This is a genomic window from Streptomyces sp. NPDC087263 (genome assembly GCF_044744645.1).
In the GTDB taxonomy this organism is placed as follows: Bacteria; Actinomycetota; Actinomycetes; order Streptomycetales; family Streptomycetaceae; genus Streptomyces.
On the sequence record NZ_JBIUYT010000013.1, the window covers coordinates 73,733 to 88,662 of the forward strand.

At 68.7% G+C, this 14,930-nt stretch carries 16 protein-coding genes; 9 read left to right on the top strand and 7 right to left on the bottom strand.

The genetic code is table 11. The annotated features are described in order from the left end of the window. The first annotated feature begins 144 nt into the window (after positions 1 to 144). Positions 145 to 597, top strand: coding sequence for an ATP-binding protein (locus tag ACIPC1_RS34380; RefSeq protein WP_402524286.1), 453 nt, complete (start codon positions 145 to 147; stop codon positions 595 to 597). Here the strand turns inward: ACIPC1_RS34380 and ACIPC1_RS34385 are convergent. The 3 genes from ACIPC1_RS34385 to ACIPC1_RS34395 are packed head-to-tail and all read right to left on the bottom strand — an operon-like array spanning position 594 to position 3,124. Further along, the gene (locus ACIPC1_RS34385; protein ID WP_402524289.1) at positions 594 to 1,130 is read right to left on the bottom strand and encodes an NUDIX domain-containing protein; all 537 of its coding nucleotides are present in this window, start codon (positions 1,128 to 1,130) and stop codon (positions 594 to 596) included. The genes ACIPC1_RS34380 and ACIPC1_RS34385 overlap by 4 nt on opposite strands. Before the next feature lie 50 nt (positions 1,131 to 1,180). Beyond that, positions 1,181 to 1,873, bottom strand: a complete 693-nt coding sequence (locus tag ACIPC1_RS34390) for a maleylpyruvate isomerase family mycothiol-dependent enzyme (RefSeq protein WP_402524291.1) — start codon at positions 1,871 to 1,873, stop codon at positions 1,181 to 1,183. Between the two features lie 9 nt (positions 1,874 to 1,882). After that, positions 1,883 to 3,124, bottom strand: a complete 1,242-nt coding sequence (locus tag ACIPC1_RS34395; protein WP_402524294.1) for a permease — start codon at positions 3,122 to 3,124, stop codon at positions 1,883 to 1,885. A 527-nt stretch (positions 3,125 to 3,651) separates the two neighbouring features. Here ACIPC1_RS34395 and ACIPC1_RS34400 point away from each other — a divergent pair. The 8 genes from ACIPC1_RS34400 (at position 3,652) to ACIPC1_RS34435 (ending at position 10,217) form a co-directional block, all read left to right on the top strand. Next, the gene (locus ACIPC1_RS34400; RefSeq protein ID WP_402524296.1) at positions 3,652 to 4,089 is read left to right on the top strand and encodes a hypothetical protein; all 438 of its coding nucleotides are present in this window, start codon (positions 3,652 to 3,654) and stop codon (positions 4,087 to 4,089) included. Continuing rightward, the gene (locus tag ACIPC1_RS34405) at positions 4,089 to 4,664 is read left to right on the top strand and encodes a helix-turn-helix domain-containing protein (protein ID WP_402524299.1); all 576 of its coding nucleotides are present in this window, start codon (positions 4,089 to 4,091) and stop codon (positions 4,662 to 4,664) included. The genes ACIPC1_RS34400 and ACIPC1_RS34405 overlap by 1 nt, the downstream gene beginning before the upstream one ends. Before the next feature lie 55 nt (positions 4,665 to 4,719). After that, a complete protein-coding gene (locus tag ACIPC1_RS34410) occupies positions 4,720 to 5,781 on the top strand; it encodes a threonine aldolase family protein (RefSeq protein ID WP_402524302.1) in 1,062 nt (353 codons plus the stop codon). Positions 5,782 to 5,959: 178 nt separating this feature from the next. Next, entirely contained in the window at positions 5,960 to 6,997 is a 1,038-nt protein-coding gene (locus ACIPC1_RS34415) for an ABC transporter substrate-binding protein (protein ID WP_402524304.1), read from the top strand. A gap of 56 nt (positions 6,998 to 7,053) precedes the next feature. Beyond that, positions 7,054 to 8,019, top strand: coding sequence for a FecCD family ABC transporter permease (locus ACIPC1_RS34420; RefSeq protein WP_402524306.1), 966 nt, complete (start codon positions 7,054 to 7,056; stop codon positions 8,017 to 8,019). 14 nt (positions 8,020 to 8,033) lie between these two features. Next, positions 8,034 to 8,927: an ABC transporter ATP-binding protein gene (locus ACIPC1_RS34425; RefSeq protein ID WP_402524308.1), complete on the top strand. Its 894-nt coding sequence runs from the start codon at positions 8,034 to 8,036 to the stop codon at positions 8,925 to 8,927. A gap of 572 nt (positions 8,928 to 9,499) precedes the next feature. Continuing rightward, entirely contained in the window at positions 9,500 to 9,733 is a 234-nt protein-coding gene (locus tag ACIPC1_RS34430; RefSeq protein ID WP_402524311.1) for a hypothetical protein, read from the top strand. A 115-nt stretch (positions 9,734 to 9,848) separates the two neighbouring features. Next, positions 9,849 to 10,217, top strand: coding sequence for a hypothetical protein (locus tag ACIPC1_RS34435; protein ID WP_402524313.1), 369 nt, complete (start codon positions 9,849 to 9,851; stop codon positions 10,215 to 10,217). Positions 10,218 to 10,575: 358 nt separating this feature from the next. Here ACIPC1_RS34435 and ACIPC1_RS34440 read toward each other — a convergent pair whose 3' ends face one another. The 4 genes from ACIPC1_RS34440 to ACIPC1_RS34455 all read right to left on the bottom strand — a co-directional run bounded on the left by ACIPC1_RS34440 (position 10,576) and on the right by ACIPC1_RS34455 (position 14,900). After that, a complete protein-coding gene (locus tag ACIPC1_RS34440) occupies positions 10,576 to 10,812 on the bottom strand; it encodes a hypothetical protein (protein ID WP_402524315.1) in 237 nt (78 codons plus the stop codon). Beyond that, complete coding sequence (locus ACIPC1_RS34445; RefSeq protein ID WP_402524317.1) at positions 10,809 to 11,222, bottom strand: hypothetical protein; 414 nt, start codon at positions 11,220 to 11,222, stop codon at positions 10,809 to 10,811. Before ACIPC1_RS34445 ends, ACIPC1_RS34440 begins: the two co-directional genes overlap by 4 nt. Further along, positions 11,209 to 11,637, bottom strand: a complete 429-nt coding sequence (locus ACIPC1_RS34450; RefSeq protein WP_402524319.1) for a hypothetical protein — start codon at positions 11,635 to 11,637, stop codon at positions 11,209 to 11,211. The genes ACIPC1_RS34445 and ACIPC1_RS34450 overlap by 14 nt, the downstream gene beginning before the upstream one ends. A 464-nt stretch (positions 11,638 to 12,101) precedes the next feature. Further along, positions 12,102 to 14,900 (bottom strand): RICIN domain-containing protein, encoded by a 2,799-nt coding sequence (locus ACIPC1_RS34455; protein WP_402524321.1) that lies wholly within the window; start codon positions 14,898 to 14,900, stop codon positions 12,102 to 12,104. Positions 14,901 to 14,930 lie beyond the last annotated feature (30 nt).

A 14,930-nucleotide genomic window follows, 5' to 3' on the forward strand; every position in this document is an offset into this window, starting at 1 on the left:
TCCATTCCTTACGGTCCGAACGGTAAGGCCCGATCACCTTTTGAGCGTAGGCCCGCATGACGACCCTTGTGTACGGAACGTCACGACTCGCACACGCAGTGCGGGTCGCCGCGCGGTTACGAAAGGGATGCGATGGACGGCACTGTGTCGAAGGAACCCGCGGAGGCGACCGAGGGTCCCCTGTTCGCCATGCAGTTCGCGTCGTCACCCCGAGGCGCCCGGCTCGCCCGGCATCTGACGGTGTGCCGCATGGCCGAGTGGGGCTATCCGGCGACGTCGGACACGTCCGCGACGGTCTCGCTACTCGTCGCAGAACTGGCCACCAACGCCGTACAGCACGGCCGGGTGCCCGGACGGGACTTCCACCTCCGGCTCACCATGGACGTACGAACTCACCTGATCCGTATCGAGGTTGGGGACGCCTCCACGCGCCAACCCCGGTTCGGTTCGGAAACCGTCGCGGGGCCGGAGGATGAGTCCGGTCGCGGCCTGCTCCTCGTGGCGGTGCTCGCCGCGCGCTGGGGGACGGCGCCTCGTACGCCCGTCGGGAAGTCGGTGTGGGCGGAGGTCGTGGGGGACCCGCCGGACAGGCCTTAGGTCCAGCCGTGCAGCGAGACTTCGGGAGTGCCGGCGTCGAGGTATCGGCGGAGGGCCACGGCGCTGGATTTCACGAAGGGATCGGGGATGGCGCCGATGTCGGTCCAGCGCACCTGGGTGTGCTTGAGCGGCTCGCGGTTCTCCGGTTCGCCGCTCCATTCGTGGGCGGCGAAGACGACGGTGAGGTAGCCGTTGGGGGCTTCGACACTCCACGCGCCGTGGACGAGGTGGGAGACCTTCAACGCCTCCGCTCTCACCGTGAGGCCCGTCTCCTCATACAGCTCGCGCACGGCGGTCCCGGTGATCGGCTCGCCGGGTTCGCTCTTACCGAGGGGGAGGTCCCACATCCCCCGGCCGAACTTGGCGTTCTCACCGCGTTGGAGGAGAACGACGCGGTTGGTGGCCCGGTCGTGGACGATGACCGCGGCGACCAGCACGGTCATGGACGCGAGGGCGGGCTTGAGGAGTTGGGGCTGGTCGTCGGCCGTCGGCTGAGCCACGGTGATCCCTTCGGCGGGCGGGGTGGGCGACATCGCGGTCAGGTGCGGTCGGGGCTGTCCCGTCGTACGGCGTGGGCGGTGCGTCAGGGGACCAGCGGACCGTCCAACACCCGCTGCCCTGCCTGCCGATCGCCCTCCCACGTCAGTGCGTCTTCGGTACGCGGCAGCCGCCCCCACAGCGTCAGCAGCAGATTTTCCGCCGTGCCGGAGAGCACGGCGACCGGGTCTCCCGGACCGTACGTCCAGGTCGACCCGGTGTCCGTGGCGTGGAGTTGGAGCGCGACCGTGGGCGGGTCCGCCCGGCCGCGCGCGATCATCCGCAGGGCCATGGTGTCGAAGACCTCGGACACCCCGTCCTCCACCAGTTCGGTGTTGAGCGGCCCGGGTGCTCCGAGGGCGTTCTCGGCGTCCCACCGGTGCACGAGCGTTTCCATGCAACGCCGTCGTTGCCAGAACCCGACCGTGTGCGGCGGAAAGAACGTCCAGGCGGCGGTGGACGGATCGGTGTCCAGCGCCGCGAGCAGGGTCTCGGACGTGTCGTCGAACCACCGCCCGAGCGCCGCCGGCTCCCGGGGCGCCGCCGCCGCTCTGAGGTCGCCGTGCCCCTCGGTGACACCGGCGGCCGCCCAGAGGTTCCCCCTGCCCAGATGGTCCGCCAGGTCGTACAGCGTCCAGTCCCCGCAGTGCTCGACCCGCGCGGCCGAATCGCCGTCCAGACAGGCCCGGAAACCGTCCAACTCGCGGCGCAGATGGAGGAGTAGAGAAGCGGAATCCATAGGGCGAACCTATCCCGATCGATCGGGGTGGTGAGAGTGGTCCGGCTGGTCCGGCTGGTCCGGCTGGTCGGGCTGATCCGGCTGGTCGGGCTGATCGGGCTGGTCGGGCTGATCGGGCTGGTCGGGTGCGCCGCCCATCATCCGCATCATCGCCGGGCCGCCGGTGCGCCAGAACCGTACGAGCAGGGATGCCGCCAGCAGCAGGAAGACGATGTTGAGCCAGGTCGTGTAGTTCCAGGTGATCCCTTCCTCCGGGATCGTGGCGTCGGCCTGGTCCGGAATCAGTCCCAGGCCGCCGAAGGCGAACTCGACGACATACCCGGCGACGGCCATCGCCGTGAAGAACGTGACCAGCAGGAAGGCGGCCATGCGGGCGCCGTAGTACTTCCGGTAGATGTTCAGGATCGGGAGGATCAGCAGGTCGGCGTAGATGAAGGCGATCACCCCGCCGAAGCTGATCCCGCCCTTCCACAGCACGACCGCGAGCGGCACGTTGCCGATGGAGCAGACGAACGTCGCGATCGCCACCAGCGGCCCGATGAGCGGCCCGATCAGTTTGGCGGCGAGCGGATGGTCCGCCAGGAAGAACGCCTGCCAGAAGTCGTCCGGCACCCAGGCGGCGATCGCCCCGGCGATCAGCAGCCCGGCCACCAGGTCGCGCAGGATGGCCGCCCACTCCATGACGAAGATGTGCGACACGGACGTAAAACCGTCCCGCGAGAACAGCCGGCGCGCGAAGCCGCCCTCACCTCCCACGGACATGTCCATCGCCGCGTGGCCCTCCATGGACCCGGCCAGCCCGCGCTCGGCCTGCTCCCGGGCCTGGCGCAGGAGCCGCTCGCGCAGGAAGACCCGGAACAGCACGGCGAGTACGACGATCATGATCGGGCCGCCGACGAACTCGGCCGCCGTGAACTGCCAGCCCATCAACAGGGCCAGGATCACGCCGAGTTCGATCACCAGGTTGGTGGAGGCGATCTCGAAGGCCATCGCCGCGGTGAAGTTCGCGCCCTTGCGGAAGAGCGAGCGGGCGAGGGCCACAGCGGCGTACGAGCAGGAGGACGAGGCCGCGCCGAGCCCGGCGGCCACGGCGAGGGTGCGCGGCCGGTCGTCGCCGAGGAGCCGTACGACCGTGGATCGGCGCACCACCGCCTGCACGACGGCGGACAGCGTGAAGCCGAGGATCAGCGCCCAGGTGACCTCCCAGGTCATCGACCCGGCGATGGACAAGGCGTGCCCGATGGCGTCCACGGTGATTCACCCTTCCGGAGATGACGGTTGCCTCCGGGCGAGTATCCCCCTAGGGGGTATGTCTGGCACTCGCGACTCAGGTCGGTGGCGTTCAGTAAAACGAACGCGATGTTCATTGAGGTGATGGTTCGGTATAGTGAACGCATGGTTCATTCAATCGAGGCTTCTCGGGTGGGCGGACAGGTCAGCGCCTACCTCGATGACACCTACCTGGAGCAGGTCGATACGCGGGTGATCGCGGTCGGCGAGAGGGACGGGGCGCCATGGGCGGCCGTCGAGCACTGTCTGTTCCATCCGCAGGGTGGGGGGCAACCCGCCGACCGGGGGTGGCTGGATGACACGGAGGTCGTCCCGGTCCGGACCGTGAGTCGGGGCTGGTCGTGGCGATGGCACCCGAGGGCCTTCTTTCGCTCACTGAGGGGCAGCAGGTGCGAGCCCGGATCGATCTCCCGACGAGGACAGCTCACGCCGCGCTGCACACGGCAGGACACCTCGTCGAGGCGGTCGGGCGGGCGCAGGGGTGGGAGATGGTCGGCAACAACCATTTCCCCGGTCAGGCACGCATCGAGTTCCAGGCGCCCCTGGCCGACGCGCGACTGGCCGACCCGGAAGGGCGGGAAGAGGTGACTGCCGCGCTGCGCGCCGGTGTGGCGGCCGCGGTCGCCGACGATCTGCCGGTCTTCGCGCGGAGCCTCGCCGACGCGCGACGCGTGGTGCACCTGGGCGCGCTGCACGCCGCGCCGTGCGGGGGCACGCACGTACGCAGCCTCGGCGACCTGGCCGACGTGGTGCTGCCGACGCTGAAGGTCAAGAAGGGCCGTATCCGCGTGTCGTATGCCGCGAGTCACGCGTCGTACGCCGTGAGTCAGGTGTCGTACGCCGCAACTCACTTGTCGGGCAATGCAATCCACGCGTCGGGCAATGCAGTCCACGTGTCGGATACCGCGATGCACAGGAGCCGTTGATGACGCCCTCGCCGTCCGGCCGTCAGCCGGTGAGCAGTACCGCGGCCGCGGTCGGCGCGAAGATCCGGCTGCGCCGTCAGCAGCGCGGTATGAGCGCCGCGGAGATGGCCCGGCGCGCCGGGCTGAGCAAGGCCACGCTGTCGCAACTGGAGGCCGGCAACGGCAATCCGACGATCGACACCCTGGACGCGATCGCGATCGCCCTGCGCATCCCGATCGCCGACCTGCTAGCGCGTGACGCCGACACCGGGCCGGTCTTCCGGCCGGGCACGGACGCCGAGCCCGGCGAGGTCTCCCGCGAACTGCTGCGCCGTATCAGCAGCGGCAACAGCCTGGAGATCTGGCGGCTGCGCATCCCGCCCGAGACGGAGCTGCCCGGCGTCCCGCACGCCACCGGCACGATCGAGCACCTGATCGTCGCCACCGGGCACTTCACCGCCGGCCCCGTCGACGCCCCGCAGGAGCTGGGCCCCGGCGACATGCTCGCCTTCGCCGGAGACGCCCCGCACTTCTATCGCACCGGCGCCGAGGAAGTGGACGTCACCGTCGTCTTCGCTTCGCCCATCAGTACCTAGACCTCGACCCACTGCCTGAGGTCCGCATCGGCACCCACGACCAAGGAAGTCCCTCATGAGCCCCACCATCACCACCACCCCCTCCAGCCGCGCCTTCATCAGCGACAACATGGCCGGAGCCTCCCCGCAGATAGCCCAGGCAGTCGCCGACGCGGTCGCCGGGCAGGTCCTGCCCTACGGCAACGACCCCTTCACCGACAGCGCCCGCCGCAGGCTCGGCGAGATCTTCGAGCGGGACGTCGATCTCTTCCCGGTCTCCACCGGGTCCGCCGCCAACGGCCTGAGCCTGGCCGCCCTCACCCCACCGTGGGGCAGCGTGCTCTCGCACCCCGGCAGCCACGTCAACACCGACGAATGCGGCGCTCCGGAGTTCTTCACAGGCGGCGCCAAACTCGTCGGTGTCCCGGGCCCCGACAGCAAGATGGACCCCGAAGCGCTGCGGGCGGCGGTGCGACGCCGGGCCGGTGACGTGCACAGCGTGCAGCCGTCCGTGGTGAGCATCAGCCAGGCCACCGAGAGCGGCAGCGTCTACACGCTGGACGAGATCCGTCGCCTGTCCGCCATAGCCAAGGAGGCGGGGTTGCGCGTCCACATGGACGGCGCGCGCTTCGCCAACGCCCTGGTCCATCTCGGCGTCACCCCGGCCGAGATGACCTGGAAGGCGGGCATCGACGTCCTGTCCTTCGGCGCCACCAAGAACGGCGCGATGACCGCCGACGCCATCGTCTCCTTCGACCCCGCACTCGCCACCGAGCTCGCCTTCCGCGCCAAGCGTGCCGGCCAGCTCGCCTCCAAGATGCGCTTCCACACGGCGCAGATCGACGCGTACCTCACCGACAACCTGTGGCTGCACAACGCCCGCCGGGCCAACGCCATGGCCACCCGGCTCGGCGACGGCCTCAAGGCCATCCCCGGCACCGGCCTGCTGGCCACCCCGCAGGCCAATATCCTCTTCTGCCGCCTGCCCCAGCAGACCACCGAAGGACTCCTCGCCGAGGGCTACGCCTTCTACCACGACCGCTGGGAACCAGGAATCGTCCGGTTCGTCACCGCCTTCTCCCACAGCACCGACGACATCGACCAACTCCTCGACGCGGTACGCCGCCACACGCGCTGATCTCGATGTGCCGGTACGCCGCCACACGTGCTGAGCGCGACGTGCCGGTCCGCGCACACGCCCTGACCGCGACGTGCCGGGCCGCACCAAAAACCGGCGATCGCCGGGAACTCAGGGCCACCGCATGCCGACTGCTGTACCAGAAGCCGTCAGCTCAGTCCGTGTGCAAGGAGCCCGCATGTCGATGTACCGGCCGGCCGCCACCGCGCTGGCCGCGGCTCTCTGTCTGGTCACGGCGGCGTGCGGCTCCTCGTCCGACGTCGCGTCGAGCGACAGCACCACCGAGGCCGCTGCATCGAGCTCCGGCTACCCGGTGACCTTGGACAACTGCGGTGAGAAGCAGACGTTCGAGAAGGCCCCCGGCCGGGTCGTGGTGATGAACGGGGCCTCCGTCGCCGAGGTCTCCACCCTTCTCTCCCTCGGCCTCCAGGACAGGATCGTCGCCAACCAGCAGACGTACGGCATGTCCGAGGTGCCGAGCCGAGCCGAGGCCATCAAGAAGCTGCCCACCGGTGACGTCGAACTCAACGAGGCCTACGACATCCCCCGTGAGACCATGCTCGGCCTGCGCCCCGACCTCGTCCTGTCCGTCACCACGTACGGCTTCGACCAGAAGAACGGCTTCGCCACCCGCGAGCAGCTGAAGCAGGCAGGAGCCAACAGCTACGTCTCCCCGCAGGGCTGCGACGACGACCCTTCACAGATGACCGTCGCCGACAGCTACCAACTGCTGCGCGACATGGGAAAGATCTTCAACGTCAGTGACAAGGCCGCGACGCTGATCGCCGAGTCCGAGAAGAACATCGCGGCGGTCTCCGAAAAGGTCGAGGGAGAGAAGCGCCCGCAGGTCATGGTGCTCTTCTCCAACATGTCGATGGGCAGCAACGACTTCAGCTCGGTTGTCGCCAACGGCATCATCAACGACATCCTCGCCAAAGCCGGCGCCTTCAACGCCTTCGAAAACGCGGCCGAGACCACCTTCGCCGACCTGAGCAAGGAGACGGTGGCCGCCACCGACATCGACGCTCTCGTCGTCATCGCCTACAACGACCCCGACCCGGCGGCCTACGCCAGGAAACTGCTGAAGGAGTTCCCCCAGTGGCCGGCCGCCAGGAACAACACGTACGTGACGGTGTCCGACTCGATGTACCTCGGCCCCAGCAACGACCTGGCCGTGGAAAAGATCGCCAAGGCCCTGGACCCGAACGCGTTCTGAGCCGGATCAGGGTCCCGCTGGCCTTCACGCTCCTGCCGGTCACGCTGCTCGCCACCATGATCGTGGCGATCAGTATCGGCGCCGTCAACGTCCCGCTCGGTGACGTGTGGGGGATCGTCCTCCAGCACGTCACCGGCGCGGGCACGGCGCCCTCCGACCCCGCGCTCGACCAGATCGTCTGGAACTTCCGCACTCCGCGAGTGCTGCTGGCGGCCCTGGTCGGCGCGGGGCTCGCCGTGTCCGGGGCGGTGCTCCAGACGGTGGTCGCCAACGCGCTCGCCGATCCCACCGTGCTCGGCTTCTCCTACGGCGCGACACTGGGCGCGGTCCTCGTCATCACCCTGGGCGGGGGCGCGGCACTCGCCGGGCTCGGGGTGTCCGCGGCGGCCTTCCTCGGGGCGGTCGCGGCCGGCGCGCTGGTCTTCGCGCTCGGTCAGCGGCGGGGCCGGCTGGCGCCGACCCGGCTGGTGCTGGCGGGCGTGGCCGTGGGCTACGTCTTCCTCGCGGCGACCAGCTACGTGCAACTCCGGGCGACGCCGACGGAGTTGCGGACGGTCATGTTCTGGATGCTGGGCAGCGTCGCGGGAGCTCAGTGGGACCAAATCCCCACAGTGACCGTGGTGGTGCTGGTCAGCACCGTGCTCCTGACTCTCTTCGGCCGGCCTCTCAACGTCCTGCTGGCCGGCGACGAGTCCGCCACCGCGCTCGGTGTCGACGTCAACCGGCTGCGCGCGGTCCTGCTGGTCCTCAGCGCGCTGCTGACCGGCACGGTCGTCGCCGTCGCCGGCGGCATCGGCTTCGTCGGCCTGATGATCCCGCACCTGGTACGCCTGACCATCGGCGCCGACCACCGCAGGCTCCTGCCCCTGACCGCGCTGCTGGGAGCCGTCTACCTGGTCCTCGTCGACCTGCTCTCCCGCACCCTCAACCGCCCCAACGAACTGCCGCTGGGCATCCTCACCGCCCTCCTCGGCGCCCCCTTCTTCCTGTGGCTGCTGCGCCGCAACAAGGGCCTGGACTGAAGCAGGACCGAAGCATGAAACTCACCGTGGACCAGCTCCACATCACCCTGGACCGCACCTCGATCCTGCACGACGTGAGCCTCGACGCGGGCAAGGGCGACATCGTCGGACTCGTCGGCCCCAACGGCAGCGGCAAGTCGACCCTGCTGCGTGCCGTCTACCGCTCACTGCGCCCGGCGGAAGGGGTCGTCAGGGTCGGCGAGGACGACGTATGGGCCCTGTCCCCGCGGGCCGCGGCACGCCGTACCGCCGCCGTCCTCCAGGACGCCGGCGGCAACACCACCGGCCTGAGCGTGACCGAGATCGTCGCCCTCGGACGGGCGCCTCACCACGGTCTGCTGGGGCGCGACGGCGCCGAGGACCACCGGGCCGTGTCGGACGCCATCGACCGCTGCGGCGTACGGCCCTTCGCGGACCGCGACTACACCTCGCTCTCCGGAGGAGAACGCCAACGTGTCCTGCTCGCACGGGCGTTGGCCCAGGGCCCTCGGCTCCTGGTCCTGGACGAACTCACCAATCACCTCGACATCCGCGCCCGGTTCGAACTCCTGGACCTCATCCGCGCCACCGGCGTCACCACGCTTGCCGTCCTGCACGACCTCGACCTCGCCGCCCGGCTCTGCGACCATCTGGTCGTCCTGCACGAGGGAGCGGTGGTCGCCGCGGGACCGGTCCTGGAAGTGCTGACCCCGCAGGTCCTCGGCGAGGTCTTCGGCGTCCGAGCGACCACCGAGCGCCACCCCGACGGCGTCATTCGCATCACCTACGCGGCGCAGCCGCTGGCGGGTACGGATGCCGCGCCGCCGGCGGCCACGGATGCGGCGCCGTTCACCGGCACGGACACCGCGCCGGACACCAACACCGCGCCGGACGACCCTCGGCCGACCGCCGAGACCGCCGACCGCTGATCCGGCGGCACCCCCGGTCTGGCCCCGGAACCCGCAAGAGAAGGCGGGGTGGCACCCGTGCGAGTTTCCTGCGTACGGTGTGAATGCTGTCGCTGCACTGAACTGCTGGACCGGTCGGGTCAGCTCGTTCGCCCGACCTTCCGCGCGCGTTCCGGAAGATCCGAGAAGCGGGGGGCATACCTGACGCCCATGACCCGCGCAGGCGTGCGCCGTCGACACCGGGCTGGTAGTGGTTCGTCCGCTCACCCCGGAGGGCGACGGGGACCGGGCGCGCCACATGAATGCTGCGGTGCACCCGGCCACTGTTGTCTGCTCCATCAGACCATCCAAAGGGGCCTGTTGACGTCGGCGCGCGGCCCAGCCGACGACTGCTCCATCGCCCCGCGCGAGAGTTCAAAAGGTGCTCCCGTTCTCGTGAACATCGACGACGGCCCGGGCAGAGTGCCTCCCGCAGTCGTGAACAACTGCTGTCGTGAGCCGGATCAGGCACAAATTCCGTGAGGACGATCAACGGGGTTCCGCCTCGGCGACCTTGCGTCATCTGGGGCCGCGCTTGGCGGATCACGGTGTGCGTGGGAGCCATCCTGTGGGTCCTCGGCTCCGCCTACTTCGCTGCAACCAAGATCCGCAGGATCTGGCAGGTCATCCGGAGATGGGGCGGCATCCGTGCCGCCGTCAGCCGCGTGATGAGCGCGCGTACCCGGTACCTGCGCATGAATCGCCTGGCAACCATGATGATCACCGCAGGTTCCGCGATCCTGGGCATCGACACCGTCTACGACAAGTGCATCAAGACCAAGCTGTAGACACCTGGCGCTGTCGGCACTGACGCCAACGGCGCCCCGCCCGATTCATCTATTACCACAGCCTGCTCCGGCCGGGATCATCCCCGGCCGGAGCAGGCTGACGAGAAGGGTCCTGATGAGCTCCCCCACCCCCCTCCTGGTCGTCCCGGCGCTGCTGTGGACCGCAGCCGCCGGCGCCTCGGTGGTCACATCGATCGCGGTTTCCATCCGGGCCAAGCGCCAGGCGACTGCGGCCGCTGCCTGGAACCCGTTCGACACGGGCTTCCCGATCGCCGCGATAGCGGCGATCGTCGGATACGCACTCGCCGCAGTCATCGCAGGCCACTTGTCTGCCGGCAGCGCCGCCTTCAGCGTTCTGTGGCCCGCCATGGCCGCATCGGCCCTCGCCTACGCAGCAGGACGGCGCACCCGCGTCTGGCCCCAGTGGGTCAGCGCGGCCTTCGCCGCCGTGGGCGCGGCACTGTACGGTTCACTGCCGATGTGACCATTGCCTTGCGGCCACGTCCTCAGCCAAGAGAAGGTCCCAAGTTCCGCTGACGCCCGCGTCCAGCCCCCACCACTTCGCCACACGCAACGGGTCTCGCATCAGCCCGAGCAGCTTTCAAGCCGCCTGGGCTCCACGGTTTACGGGGACACGAACAGGTGCGTGCCGTTGTCCGCTTCGAACACGAGCCTGCACGCGTTCGTCGGTGGATGACATTCATGACCCTGGGTGAGCGCCGAACTCGCCCACCGGACCAAGATTGCGTACCGCTGCCGTGCGCACGGAGCCTGGATTCCGGCGTTTCCGCAGAGTCCGGTGTAGCGGGAGGCCCGGGCGACCTGGGCGGCGACACAACCGTTCACGGCTTCCACCAGGCCCTCCACGGGCGGGTGATGATCTCCCGGTACGTATGGTGCGAGGGATTGCGGCCGCCGTGCGCGAACACCCAGCTCTGCGGTTCGGCGAGGTCGGTGCCGGGCGGTGAGGTCTTGCCACAGACCGCGCACTGCATCGCGTAAGTGGTGGGCTCGGCGTCGGGTTCCCGGTCGGGCTGGAGGGTCCACTCCTTGTGGCACATGATCGCGCGGCTGGTCATCGAACCGCCTCCGGAGCCATGGCGACGTACGGGTGCTGGAGTGCGGCACGGAGGGCGTGCGCGTCGGTGAGGGTGTCGTCGTCGGGCAGCTCGCACCAGCCGCCGAACCAGTCCTCGATCCGTTCCGTCCCGGGCGCGACGAGCCATGAGTCGGTGGACAGATGCCGCACCGGCAGGTCGGCCCAGCTGCCGCTGGGTCCCGTTCCGATGGCGTAGTAGAGGCGTTGGTGGGGCCCGTCGTACAGCACCGGGCCGATCGTGGCACCGATGGCCCGCAGGTGGACCAGCACCAGGAAGCCGAGATCCGCGTGGATCCGTACGAGGTCCCAGCCGTGACCGACCTGGAGCAGTCGGAGTCCCGGCACGTCCGCGATCACGGGTGCGCTGCGGAGCGCCTTACGAATGGACACCACGTGTCGCCTTGGCTTCGGAGGCTGAGGTGCGCACCGCGGGGTGGCCGTAGTCGGTTGTCGGCTTGATGGAGCGGACCACGATGAGGCGTGTGCTCGTCGCTCCTATCTGTTGCTTCCGGGCTGCGGCAACGCGCCTTGGGCCGAGGTGGCTGAGGGCGGGTACCACCGTGCCGTAGGTGTCGGGTAGTTCGAGTGCGTCCAGGAGGCCGACAAAGGCGGGGCAGCGGATGGCCACCGTGGCGTAGCGGTCGGTGAAGACGCCGCAGAGGGCCGGCTCGTGTCGGCGGCAGTAATCGGTGAGGCAGTCGACGAGCGCGGCATGGCGGACCAGGCCGCCCGTGACGTGTCGGAGGTAGCCGAAGACCTGCGGGACGGCGACGCGTCGGCGTCCCGTGATGAGTTCGTCGTCCATGTCCACAGCGTCGGCTGGCGTGAACGGCCTTGAAATGACCTGCTGTTGCACTTCCGTTGCACTTCCCGCCCCAGGTCGTCACCGAGAGTGCTTCCCTACGTGACGGAGGGAGGCAATCCGTGGTCAGCGTTCAGCGGTGGACGGGCCGGGAAGCCAGCGCTCTGCGCGCTGCTGACGCACGAGGCGTCCAACTGGGCATATCGCTCGATTGGGCGAGGCGAAAGCGGCGTTCACGCACGTATTCGATCCGGACAGGATCTCTCGGTGATAATCGGGCCAAAACGTAAGGCCATGCCCGCCTCGACTGGCGCGACATACTGACCGTTCTGCCTGTATCAGGCCAATCCAGACTGGTATTGGACCCTCCTAAACAGCCGCAAAAGTAATGCGGACGTCCTCTGACTCCTGAGCAAGCGATGCCCGAACCCACAGCGGGGTTCGGGCATCGCGTTGCCGTGCTGGGATCAGGACGCTTGCGGGGACAGGAAGAAGGACTGCGCGGTGCTGCCGTTACAGGTGCTGACCTGGAGCTGGGCGCCGTTGGCGGTACTGGGGGTGGTCAGGCACAGGCCGTTGTTGCGGGCGACGAGCGTGAAGGTGCCGCCGGTCTTGGCGACGGCCTGCCACTGCTGGTTGGTTTCCGCGTGGTAGGACCAGGTCTGGAGCTTGGCTCCGGAAGTGGCCGCGGCGCCGCCGATGACGTCCCATGCCTGGGTCTGGGCCGCGGCGTTGCGGTTCAGCACCTCGGAGTAGCCGGAGCCGGCGGAGGCGAACTGCCATTCCTGGTTCGCGACGGCGGCGACGCAGGTGTACTGCTGGACGACGGTGCCGTTGGCGGTGCCGGCGCCGGTGGCGTCCACGCACTTGCCGCTGCTCTGGTTGACGACCTCGTACCAGGTCGAGGAGTTGACGGCGGACGCGGTCTTGTCGGCGAAGGAGAGGGAGTCGATGTTCCAGCCGGCCTTGTCCTCGTTGAGGGTCAGGACCTGCTGTCCGGCGGGGAGGGCCACGGTGGCGGTGACGTCTGTGAAGGTCTGGTAGCCGCCGGTGGCGGGGATGTTGACCGCGCCGCTGAGATTCGTACCCGACGCGTTGGACAGGTGCAGCGCGCCGGTCACGGCGGAGGGTGCCGCGACCCGCAGGCTCAGGGTGTACGTGCCGGCGGCGAGGGGCTTGACGGTGTAGCGGAACCACTGGGAGCTCGCGGCGAAACCGAGGTTGTAGCCGCCGCCGGTGTCGGTGGTGGTCTGGATGTCGACGCCGTCGGAGCGGTAGGCGGTGCCGTTGCCGTTGACGGAGGAGACGCTGTAGCCGATGCCCTGACCTCCGGTGTCGTAGTTCTCGGCCTGTACGGTGCCGGGCAGCGCGGCGGCGGTCCCACCGAAGGGCGCCTCAGTGGTGGCGGTGGCGCCGCTGCCCCCCTGCCAGCTGTTGTTGGTCACCGTGGCGGTGAAGGTGCTGGAGTTCTTCTGGTACGCCGTCATACCGGACTTGAGGCCGCTGACGGTGTTGCTGGTGATCGTCGCCGATCCGACGGGCGCGGGGAAGAACGGCGGTGCGATCACGATGCCGTTGCGTCCGGGGTTGGTGATCGTGTTGTTCTGCAGCTTCGAGTTGGTCGAGTTGGTGAAGCCGATCGCGTCGAAGAGGGAATCGGAGATGGTGTTGCCGGTCATGGTGACGTTGCTGATGGCTCCGTTGTTCTGGCCGGCGGCGCCGTCGCCGATGATCACCGCGGGCGTTCCCTGGCCCCAGGAATTGCCACCGGACCGGACAATGACGTTGTCCGTGATCGTCGCGGAGGTCAGGTCGCTGCCGTTGTCGCTGAACACGCCGGCGTTGAGGGCCATCATCCGCCCGGAGTCGGCGAGGTAGTTGTCGCTGATGACGTGGCCGCCACCGCCGTAGATCCCGATGCCGTGAGCGCCCCAGGGGGCGATCGCGGTGTTGTGGGTCATGGTGACGTTCGACATCGGCGGGTAGGTCTGCGACGGGTCGCTGGCCTTGAAGGCGACGGAGTTGATCGCCAGCTCGTCGTCACCGGTGCCGCGGATGTAGTTGTTGGTCACCGTCAGGTTGGACCCGGTGAACGTGTTGAGCGCCTGGTTGTTCACGTTGATGCCGTCAGCCCAGATGGAGGTCAGGCGGTTGTTCTGTATCGTGCCGCCGGTGCCTGAGGCCCAGAAGCCGGACATGGTGTGCTGCGACCACAGGCCGCTGGCGGACCAGTCGGTGCCGGTGGTGTCCATCGCGCCGCCGTCACCGTTGTGGCGGCTGGTGGAGTTGGAGTCGATGTGGAAGTTCTGCACCGTGCACGATGTCACCGAGAACAGCGCGCTCAGGCCACCGGTGTAGGGCAGGGGCACGTCGCGGTAGATGTTGCTGTACCACTGCCCGGCGCCGGCGATCGTGATCCCCTTGGCGGTCAGCCCGCTGGTGCCCTTGACGTAGAAGGTGCCCTGGGGGATCCAGAGGATCTTCTTCTCTGTCTGCGCCTGGTTGATGCAGGTCTGGATCGCGGCGCGGCTGTCCACCGACCCGCTGGCGGCCGAGCCGTTGGTCGGGACATTGCTGACGACCGCGCCGCAACTGGTGATGGAGAGGGAGTTGTCCGGCTGCGCGATGGGCGCGGGCGGGTTCTCTACGTCGATCACGTCGATGTCGTAGTAGGACGCGGTGTTCGTCGAGCTCTTCTTGAGCTGGATGGTGCTGCCGGCCGCGATGGGATTACCGGTGACGAATGTGCGCGACTCGTCCCAGAAGACCCGGGGGTCGCCGTTGGCGGGATTCTCGTCGGTGCTGCTGTTGTACGTGCTGCCTTCGTATATCCAGGTTTGCTTGGAGTTGAGGTCCAGCGACTGCCGGAAGGTGCCGTTGACGTACAGATCGAGGGTCGCGGTGGTTCCGGTGCCGTCGGAGGAGTCCGGGATGCTGGCGCGGACGTTGAGGTAACTGACCGGCTTGCCGGTGTTGTTCGTCCACTGCACTGACTGATTGGTCGCGGCGAGGTGCGCGTAGGCGAGCCCGGATGCCTCAAGGGCGGCACTGGAGTACTTGCTGGTGGGTGCGGAGGTGACCGCCACCTTTGTCGCACCGCCGGCCAGGGTGCCGTCTTCAGCCTCGTAGCTGGTGAAGGCGGTGGTGGCGCCGGCCGCGGTGGCCGTGGTGGTCGCCGCGCCGGCTTCGGGGGCGGCACTTGACGGGCCGAAGGTCATCCATGCCAGGCCGCCTACAGCGACGGCGGCGGCAGTGGCCACCGTCATCACGTGGCGCCTGGAGCGCGACAGACGGCG

Bases quoted from the DNA above. Each gene is read 5' to 3' on its own strand.
- ACIPC1_RS34385 (WP_402524289.1), bottom strand. From the start codon at position 1,130: ATGTCGCCCACCCCGCCCGCCGAAGGGATCACCGTGGCTCAGCCGACG.
- ACIPC1_RS34390 (WP_402524291.1), bottom strand. From the start codon at position 1,873: ATGGATTCCGCTTCTCTACTCCTCCATCTGCGCCGCGAGTTGGACGGT.
- ACIPC1_RS34400 (WP_402524296.1), top strand. From the start codon at position 3,652: ATGGTCGGCAACAACCATTTCCCCGGTCAGGCACGCATCGAGTTCCAG.
- ACIPC1_RS34405 (WP_402524299.1), top strand. From the start codon at position 4,089: ATGACGCCCTCGCCGTCCGGCCGTCAGCCGGTGAGCAGTACCGCGGCC.
- ACIPC1_RS34410 (WP_402524302.1), top strand. From the start codon at position 4,720: ATGAGCCCCACCATCACCACCACCCCCTCCAGCCGCGCCTTCATCAGC.
- ACIPC1_RS34415 (WP_402524304.1), top strand. From the start codon at position 5,960: ATGTCGATGTACCGGCCGGCCGCCACCGCGCTGGCCGCGGCTCTCTGT.
- ACIPC1_RS34420 (WP_402524306.1), top strand. From the start codon at position 7,054: ATGATCGTGGCGATCAGTATCGGCGCCGTCAACGTCCCGCTCGGTGAC.
- ACIPC1_RS34425 (WP_402524308.1), top strand. From the start codon at position 8,034: ATGAAACTCACCGTGGACCAGCTCCACATCACCCTGGACCGCACCTCG.
- ACIPC1_RS34435 (WP_402524313.1), top strand. From the start codon at position 9,849: ATGAGCTCCCCCACCCCCCTCCTGGTCGTCCCGGCGCTGCTGTGGACC.
- ACIPC1_RS34440 (WP_402524315.1), bottom strand. From the start codon at position 10,812: ATGACCAGCCGCGCGATCATGTGCCACAAGGAGTGGACCCTCCAGCCC.
- ACIPC1_RS34450 (WP_402524319.1), bottom strand. From the start codon at position 11,637: ATGGACGACGAACTCATCACGGGACGCCGACGCGTCGCCGTCCCGCAG.
- ACIPC1_RS34455 (WP_402524321.1), bottom strand. From the start codon at position 14,900: ATGACGGTGGCCACTGCCGCCGCCGTCGCTGTAGGCGGCCTGGCATGG.